At 66.9% G+C, this 7,854-nt stretch carries 9 protein-coding genes and 1 pseudogene; 3 read left to right on the top strand and 7 right to left on the bottom strand.

The annotated features are described in order from the left end of the window. Positions 1 to 280, top strand: a pseudogene (locus tag Q4P07_RS00050) (23S rRNA (uracil(747)-C(5))-methyltransferase); the annotation flags it as partial. A gap of 3 nt (positions 281 to 283) precedes the next feature. Here Q4P07_RS00050 and tpx read toward each other — a convergent pair. After that, positions 284 to 781: a thiol peroxidase gene (gene tpx, locus Q4P07_RS00045; RefSeq protein ID WP_303372836.1), complete on the bottom strand. Its 498-nt coding sequence runs from the start codon at positions 779 to 781 to the stop codon at positions 284 to 286. 98 nt (positions 782 to 879) lie between these two features. Between tpx and Q4P07_RS00040 the strand changes: the two genes are divergently transcribed. After that, positions 880 to 1,239, top strand: a complete 360-nt coding sequence (locus Q4P07_RS00040; protein WP_303372835.1) for a hypothetical protein — start codon at positions 880 to 882, stop codon at positions 1,237 to 1,239. A gap of 77 nt (positions 1,240 to 1,316) precedes the next feature. On the opposite strand, the gene Q4P07_RS00035 is transcribed toward Q4P07_RS00040, so the two are convergent. Genes Q4P07_RS00035 through Q4P07_RS00020 form a run of 4 tightly spaced genes read right to left on the bottom strand, consistent with a single transcriptional unit; the run spans position 1,317 to position 4,209 of the window. Continuing rightward, positions 1,317 to 1,937, bottom strand: a complete 621-nt coding sequence (locus Q4P07_RS00035; protein ID WP_303372834.1) for an L-threonylcarbamoyladenylate synthase — start codon at positions 1,935 to 1,937, stop codon at positions 1,317 to 1,319. Between the two features lie 32 nt (positions 1,938 to 1,969). Next, positions 1,970 to 2,782 carry an alpha/beta fold hydrolase gene (locus Q4P07_RS00030; protein WP_303372833.1) on the bottom strand — a complete coding sequence of 271 codons (813 nt, stop codon included), beginning with the start codon at positions 2,780 to 2,782 and terminating at the stop codon, positions 1,970 to 1,972. Positions 2,783 to 2,791: 9 nt separating this feature from the next. Next, on the bottom strand, positions 2,792 to 3,778 hold the full coding sequence (locus Q4P07_RS00025; RefSeq protein WP_303372832.1) for a GNAT family N-acetyltransferase: 987 nt from the start codon (positions 3,776 to 3,778) through the stop codon (positions 2,792 to 2,794). Next, positions 3,778 to 4,209: an OsmC family protein gene (locus Q4P07_RS00020; RefSeq protein ID WP_303372831.1), complete on the bottom strand. Its 432-nt coding sequence runs from the start codon at positions 4,207 to 4,209 to the stop codon at positions 3,778 to 3,780. Before Q4P07_RS00020 ends, Q4P07_RS00025 begins: the two co-directional genes overlap by 1 nt. 18 nt (positions 4,210 to 4,227) lie before the next feature. On the opposite strand from Q4P07_RS00020, the gene Q4P07_RS00015 reads away from it, so the two are divergent. Continuing rightward, a complete protein-coding gene (locus Q4P07_RS00015) occupies positions 4,228 to 4,875 on the top strand; it encodes a histidine phosphatase family protein (RefSeq protein ID WP_303372830.1) in 648 nt (215 codons plus the stop codon). Here the strand turns inward: Q4P07_RS00015 and Q4P07_RS00010 are convergent. After that, positions 4,847 to 6,394, bottom strand: coding sequence for a glutamate--cysteine ligase (locus Q4P07_RS00010; RefSeq protein ID WP_303372829.1), 1,548 nt, complete (start codon positions 6,392 to 6,394; stop codon positions 4,847 to 4,849). The two genes, Q4P07_RS00015 and Q4P07_RS00010, sit on opposite strands and share 29 nt — an antisense overlap. Before the next feature lie 84 nt (positions 6,395 to 6,478). After that, positions 6,479 to 7,854 (bottom strand): aminomethyl-transferring glycine dehydrogenase subunit GcvPB (gene gcvPB, locus Q4P07_RS00005; protein WP_303372828.1); only part of this gene is annotated, 1,376 nt, incomplete at its 5' end.

Below are 7,854 nucleotides of genomic sequence, written 5' to 3'. Positions count from 1 at the left end.
GGTGACTTTCCAGGTCGGCGATGCCTCCGCATACCTCGTCGGCCGCACGCCCCCCGACCTGATCGTCGTCAACCCGCCTAGGCGCGGCATCGGTCCCCTGGCCGCTGCGCTCGAGGAGTCCGGCGTGCAGCGCGTCCTCTACTCCAGCTGCAACGCGCGTTCGCTCGCAGACGACCTGGCGCGCATGCCGTCACTGTCCGTGCGGCATGCGCGCCTGTTCGATATGTTTCCGCAGACCGGTCACCACGAAGTCATGGTGGACCTGGAGCGGGTGGGCTGAGTCTTAGCCCAGAGCGGCGATGGCCGAGTCGTAGTCGGGCTCCTCGGTGACCTCGTCAACGAGCTGGGTGTAGACCACTTTGCCGGTCTCGTCGACGACCACGACCGCGCGGGCGAGCAGACCCTCCATCCGTCCGTCGGCGATCTTGACGCCGTAGTCCTCGCCGAAGCTGCTGCGGAAGGCGGACCCCACGCGGACGTTGTCGATGCCTTCGGCGCCGCAGAAGCGCGCCTGGGCGAAGGGCAAGTCATGGGAGGCGCACACGACCGTGGTGTTGTCCAGGCCGGCCGCGAGCTCGTTGAACTTGCGCACAGAGTTGGCGCAGGTGGCGGTGTCCAGGCTCGGGAAGATGTTGAGGACGACGCGTCGGCCGTCCAACTCGGAGCTGTCGACCTCGCCCATGTCGGTGCCCACGAGAGTGAACGCTGGGGCGCTGGCGCCCACTGCGGGCAGCTCGCCGACGGTCGTGAGGGGGTTTCCCTTGAAAGTAATGGTGGCCATGTCTCTGTTCTACCATCTCGACCCTCCCGGCTGGCAGTGGGCCACGGCTCTGCGATGATGGTGTTTCCGTCCGCAGAGCACCGAGGAAGTTGGAGACGATGGCGAACACCTTTAACGCTGTGCCCGACGCGCCCACGCAGCGCAGCACTGCGTTCCTGGCGATCGACCAACCGCGCGAGCGACTGGAACAGATCATCGAGGAGGCGCATTTGCACCGCGGTTCGCTGCGCGAGCAGGACGGTTACACGATCCCCTTCCGCGAGGGCGGCTCGGTGCGCATCCGGGCCCAGGGCGCCGAGGACGCGGTGGCGAGCGGCGCGCCGACGGAAGTCTCCGGGCTTCACTTCGCGGTCAGCGCTCCCACCGACGAACGCCGCGCCCACATCCAGCAGGTGATGGGTGAGCAAGTCGTCTCCCAGCTCGGCAACGACGGGTTGGACTGGCAGAGCGAGGCCTAGTCGGCTGGCCGCCCGGGTCGCTGGGGTAATGATCCGACCGCTCAGCAACTCCTCGACCTACGTCTCGAGGACCTGGCTTAGCGGAAGGGCGCAGGATCTCCAGAACCGACCCGGACAATCTGCGCATAGCCCTCGGAGAAGTCCACGACGGTGGTCGGCTCGCAACCAGTCTGGTCGCCGTCGACCACGACATCAACCACCGAGTCCAGGGCCTCCTTGACCTCCCAACCGGATTCCAGCGGCTGTTGGTCGCCGGGCATGAGCAGGGTGCTCGTGAGCAGCGGCTCTCCCATCTCGGCGAGGAGAGCGTGGCAGATCTTGTGCTCAGGCAGACGCACTCCGACGGTCTTCTTGCGCGGTTGCAGCAAACGCCGTGGCACCTCCCGGGTGGCCGGGAGGATGAAGGTGTAGGGCCCAGGGGTGGCGGCCTTCACCGCGCGAAACACCGCGTTGTCGAGCTGGACGAACTGGCCGAGCTGGGCGAAGTCAGCGCACATGATGGTGAAGTGGTGCTTGTCGTCCAGGCGCCGGATGTCAATGATCCGGGCCTTGGCGTCCGGGTCCCCCAGCCGCGCGCCGAGGGTGTAGCAGGCATCGGTCGGGAACGCGGCCAGACCTCCTTGACGCAGGATGTCGGCGACCTGCTGGACCAGTCGCGGCTGCGGGTCCACCGGATGGATGTTCACGAAACGCGCCATACCGGTCACTGTAACGCGCGGTGTGGCCCCCGTCAGGAAGGTTTCCCGAAGTCCCTGCTCAGGAAGTAGCGCAAGGCCGAAGTGAAGACTTCTGGCTGCTGGGAGTGCACCCAGTGCCCGGCATCCTTGATGCGGATGAGTTGTGTGCGAGGGAACAGAGCCCGCATCGTCGGCATCTGCTCGTCCGCGACATAGCCCGAGTCGGCACCGGCGATCCAGAGCACTGGGCCCTCATAGACCGCGTCGCCGTGGGGGATGTCCGAGGCGACGACCGCTAGATCCCTCCGCAGCAACTCCAGGTTGGGCTGCCAGGCGAAGGTCCCGGCCTCGCGGTTCCGGCGCAAGTTCTGCAACAGGAATCCGCGCAGCGTGGGCTGGGCCACGTCCGCTGAGAGCGCCCGGTCCGCGTCCCCGAAGTTGTGCACCGCGCTCAGGTCGATCCGGGCCAGGGACCCGAGCAGGTGCTCAAACTCGCTGGTCTCCCCCGCCCCCGTGGGGCTGATGTCGACCACGGCCAGCCGCTCGACCAGCCCGGGCTCGGTCAGCGCCAGCATCATCGCGACCTTGCCACCCATCGAGTGGCCGACCACTGCCACAGCATCTTCCCTCGGCAGCGCCTGACGGAGGTGCGCGGCCACCAGTGCGGCCATCTCGGTGTAGTCGATCCGGTCGGTCCACGGCGAGGCGCCGTGGTTGGGCAGGTCGACCAGCAGGCACCGGTAGTCCGGCTGCAACGCTCTGGCGATCCCGGAAAAATTACGTCCACGTCCGAAAAGGCCGTGGAAGAACATGACAACCGGGCCATGGTCGCCGACCAAAGTGCTGTGCAACGGGGTGGAGCTCACCACGAGAGCCTACGACGACGTCAGGGGCAGGTCCCGCTGCATGGACGTGGTCGCTAGCTTGTGGGTGAACCCGACTCGTTCGTACAGCCGAGTCGCGCCGGTCTGGCTGGACGAGTCAACACCCAACGCGATCACGTCATAGGAGCCACTACGGGCTGCCTCCGTGATCGTGCGCAGCAGCGCGGCCTGGGCCACGCCGCGGCCTCTGGCCGTCCTGACCGTGCCGAGGATGTCCACGTAGAGCTCCCGGTCCACCCATTCGCTGCACAGCACGTAGGCCAGCACCGTGCCCTCCGTGGTCAGCGCCACCGTGGACACTTCACCCCGCCGGGAGGTGCCGGTCCAGTGCTCGTGCCAGGTCGCGGCAGATTGCGGCCCGGAGCCCCAGTGGTCCCGGAAGGCATCGTTGTGTGCGAGCCGGGTCGCCTCTGCATGCTCAGCGCCCGGTGAAACCAACTGCACCCCCTCGATCGTGTCTACCTCCACGGTGCCGTTGAGGGGTCTGGTCAACTCGTTGTAGTAGCGAACCACCCGAAACCCGTGGTCGCTGAGCAAGCCCTGCGCAGAGGAGCCAGACAGGCCCCCGGAGGCTCGCAGGTAGGAGGCCGTCACTTCGGCATGGCGCTCACGCACCAGGTCGGCAGCATGCGGCAACAACGTCTCCAGCAGTGCGCTGCCGAGGCCACGTCCACGGTGGCTCTCACGGACCCCACCTTGGAGGTAACCCCGGCCGTTGCCGTCGTTGTCCGTCGTCGGCGGCACGCTGAAGACGCCGAAGGCGACCATCGCCTCGTCATCCCAGACGGCTAAGGAGTCGCGTAGGGGGTCGAAACCGGTGCGCTCGAACTCCGCACGCAGGTCGTCCACCCGCTGGAACTCTTCGGTGCCGTCAACCACGGCCAGGTGGTTGACCAGATCCGCCCAGGCGGGCACGTCGTCGGCGCTCAGCGGCGCCGAACGGTAGATCGACGGGTGTCCGTGAAGGTCGAGATCCATCAGCCCTCGACGATCTCGTAGTTCACCGGCGTCGGGAGCAGCACCGTCCGCGACACCGTGCACAGGCGGTCTCGAGATTTGGCGACAGCATCGGGAAGCCGGGTCCGCGCAGCATCGCCGCCCTCACCGTCCGGGAAGGTCACCGACACCGTCACGGTTAACGGCCCCAGGTGGCTGCCGTTCTCGTCCCGCACCTTGTCGGCCTCGGCAGAGATCGTAAAACTGTCCGGCTGGGAGAGCCGCGACGTGAGCAGGTCGACGTCGATGCCGGAGCAGCCGGCCACCCCCGCGAGCAGCAGCTCCACAGGGGTGAAGTCGGTGCTGTCAGCACCACCTGAAGACAGGTGGAGGGTGCCACCTCGGGCGTTGGTGGCCTCAAAAGACTCGGGGCCCGTGCGGGTCAGAGATACCGATCGCAGTGATTCACTCATACCCGTAGTCTGACATTCGTGACCGCTCATGTTCCGCGCACCGACCTGCCAGACCCCCTGCCCACGGGTCCGGCGATCCCGCGCGGCCGCCTCGTCCTGGTCCGCCACGGGGAGACCGAGTGGTCGCGGACCGGTCAGCACACGGGCCGCACCGATCTGCCGTTGCTGCCCGAAGGCGAAGAAGCAGCCGTCAAACTGTCCGACACGCTCGCCGGTATGACGTTCGTGCACGTCCGTTCTTCCCCGCTCCAGCGAGCCCGGCGTACCGCTGAGCTGGCGGGCCTGGTGGTCGACGAACTAGATCCCGACCTCATGGAATGGGACTACGGCGGCTACGAGGGCCTGACCACGATCGACATCCGCCAACAGCTGGGCTACCACTGGACCGTCTTTGAGCACGGCGTCATCCCTGGAGAGACCCCAGGAGAGACCGTGGAGGAGGTCTCGGCACGGGGCAGCCGTGTCCTGGAGCGGATCTGGCCGATGCTCTTCGACGGGGACGTCTGCCTGGTGGCCCACGGACACTCCCTACGCATCCTGGCTGCGGTCTACCTACGGCAAGCGGCGCGGTTCGCGGCCTACCTGACTTTTGAGGTCGGCTCCGTGGCAGTGCTCGGCCACCATCACGAGACGCCGGTCATCGAGGGGTGGAACCGCCGTCACTGACCGACTCGCTCCGCGGCGCAACAGTGGGCAGGGGCCACGTGTGGACCGGTAGGTTTTGCTCGCTGTTGTCCATGTAGTGACCGAACATCTCCCGCAAGGCTTCTGCTCGGTCGTAGCCGGCCTTCTCGTAGGACTCCGTCACGGCCACCTGCCAGCTCGCGCCGTTGGTCTTGGTGCGGCAGCGTCCCTCGATCACGGACAGGTAGTGGCTACGGACCTCGCGGCGCAGACCGAGCGCCGCCAGTCCGTCATCGGCGACCGACAACAGGTGGTCGGAGATCAGGTCGACCGCGGGGATCTTGCCGAGCCCCGGCCAGGTATGCACGCTGGTGATACCGTGCTCGGCGGCGTCGTCGAAGTTGCTCCTGGCATCCTCGAACGGCATCTTCGTCCAGATGGGGCGACCACTGGCGGTGAACGCTTCCAGCAGGCCGTAGTAGAAGCACGCGTTGGCGACCATATCGACGGCCGTCGGCCCGGCGGGCAGGACGCGGTTCTCAACGCGGAGGTGCGGCACCCCCTGGCTGGTGTCGTAGATGGGGCGGTTCCACCGCCATACCGTCCCGTTGTGCAGCTTGAGGTCCGCCAGTGACGGCGTGCCGCCCGCCTCCAGGATCGCGATCGAGTCTTCGTCCGAGCTCTCCGGGAGCAGGGCAGGGAACGACCGGACATTCTCCTCGAAAAGGTCGAAGATCGAGGTGATCCACGAGCGGCCGAAGTAGGCACGAGGCCGGACGCCCTGGTGCTTGAGCTCGACCGACCTGGTGTCGACCATCTGCGTGAACAGCGGGATCCGCGTCTCGGCCCACAGCCGCTTTCCGAACAGGTAGGGGCTGTTGGCGCCGATCGCCACCTGCACGCTGGAGATGATGGTCGCGGCGTTCCAGTAGACGGGGAAGTCCTGCGGGGTCACCTGCTGGTGGAGCTGGATCGAGGTGCAGCCCGACAACGGTCCGATGGTGTCGTGATAGCTGACCACCTCTTCACCGGCCGGACCATGGATGTCCAGCTCGAAGCCCTCGCCGCGCTCGCGGACCAGGGAGTCGTTCAGTGCCAGGTAGCGCACGCCGTCCGAGAGCCAGGGGCGATCGAACTGGCTAGCCTGCAGCGTGGGCACGATCCCGATCGCGGCGAGCCGGGCACCCATGCCGCGTGCCGCGTCTCCGGCCTGGCGCAGCCGTTGCGAGAGCCACCGCTCCAGGCGCACCGCCTGGTCCCCGGCCATCGGTCGAGGAGGCACATTGAGCTCGATGTTGTAGCGACCGACCTCAGTCTGGAAGTCCTCGTCGGAGGCTTCGTCGGTGATCTCGTCGAGCACCTCGCGGTTGACCAGCGCCGGTGCCAAGTCGTCCTGATCGACCAGGTTGAGCTCGATCTCTAGGCCCATCTGCGGGCGAGTGAAGTCGAAACGACTGCCTTCCAGCATGCGTTCGAAGACGTCGAGGTCCTGCAGGACCCGCTGCCTGAACGCGAGACGCTGCTCGCGCGTGAAATCGCTGTGGCTGACCTCTTGACCCATGGGCTGATAATCACACATAACCGCCAGGGAGGGGAGCACCGGCCGCTCGTGGCGCGGCCCAGGCGCTCCCCTACCTCTCGGGGCTCAGTCCTCGAACGCCTCCGGCGGCGGGCAGGCGCACACCAGATTGCGGTCGCCATAGACGCCATCGATCCTGCGCACCGGGGGCCAGTACTTGCGCGCAGGATCCACTCCGGGCGGGTAGGCGGCGGTCATCCGGTCGTAGGGGTGGTCCCAGTCACCGGAAGCGATCGAGTAGGCGGTGTGCGGCGCGTGCCGCAGCGCGCTCTCCTCGACCCCGTTGGCCGCAGCCTTGTCCATCTCCTCGCGGATGGAGATCATCGCCGCGATGAACCGGTCGATCTCTCCGAGGTCCTCCGACTCCGTCGGCTCGACCATGAGCGTGCCAGCAACCGGGAACGACATGGTCGGGGCGTGGAAGCCATAGTCGATGAGGCGCTTGGCGACGTCGTCCACGCTGACGCCGGTCTCCTTGGTCAGGCCGCGCAGATCAAGGATGCACTCGTGCGCCACCAGCCCGTTATTGCCCGTGTAGAGCACCGGGTAGTGGTCCTGGAGCCTCGCTGCAATGTAGTTGGCGTTGAGCACCGAGACCTGCCCGGACCTGGTCAGGCCAGCACCGCCGGTGAGGCGGATGTAGGCCCACGGGATCTGCAGGATGCCCGCTGACCCGTAGGGTGCGGCCGAGATGGGGCCAGGCCCGCTGTCCGGCCCAGCCTCTGCGTCCAGGGGGTGGTTGGGCAGGTAGGGCGCCAGGTGCTTGCGCACGGCGATCGGGCCGACGCCGGGACCGCCACCGCCGTGCGGGATGGTGAAGGTCTTGTGCAGGTTCAGGTGAGACACGTCCCCGCCGAACTCACCGGGCTTGGCGATGCCCAGGAGCGCGTTGAGGTTTGCGCCGTCAACGTAGACCTGCCCACCAGCCTCATGCACGATCTCGCACAGCTCGCTGATGGTCTCCTCGTAGACGCCGTGCGTCGAGGGGTAGGTGACCATGATCGCCGCGAGCTTGTCGCGGTGCTGGTCCACCTTGGCCGCGAGATCCTCCAGGTCCACCTCTCCCTCGGCCGTGCTCTTGACCACGACGACCTTCAGACCCGCCATGACGGCGCTGGCCGCATTGGTCCCGTGCGCGCTGGAGGGGATAAGGCAGATGTTGCGCTGGTCATCACCGTTGGCCAGATGATATTTACGGATGGCCAGCAGTCCCGCGAACTCGCCTTGCGAGCCGGCGTTGGGCTGCAGGCTGACCTCGTCGTAGCCGGTGATCTCGACGAGCATGGCGCACAACTGGCGGATGAGCTCGCGGCTACCCTCGGTCTGGTCGAGCGGGGCAAACGGGTGCAGGCTGGCGAACTCGGTCCAGGTGACGGACTCCATCTCGGTCGTCGCGTTGAGCTTCATCGTGCAGGAGCCCAACGGGATCATGCCCCGGTCCA

The organism is Ornithinimicrobium sp., from assembly GCF_030537745.1.
Lineage (GTDB): Bacteria > Actinomycetota > Actinomycetes > Actinomycetales > Dermatophilaceae > Ornithinicoccus.
This window is presented reverse-complemented; position numbering and strand designations above follow the sequence as displayed.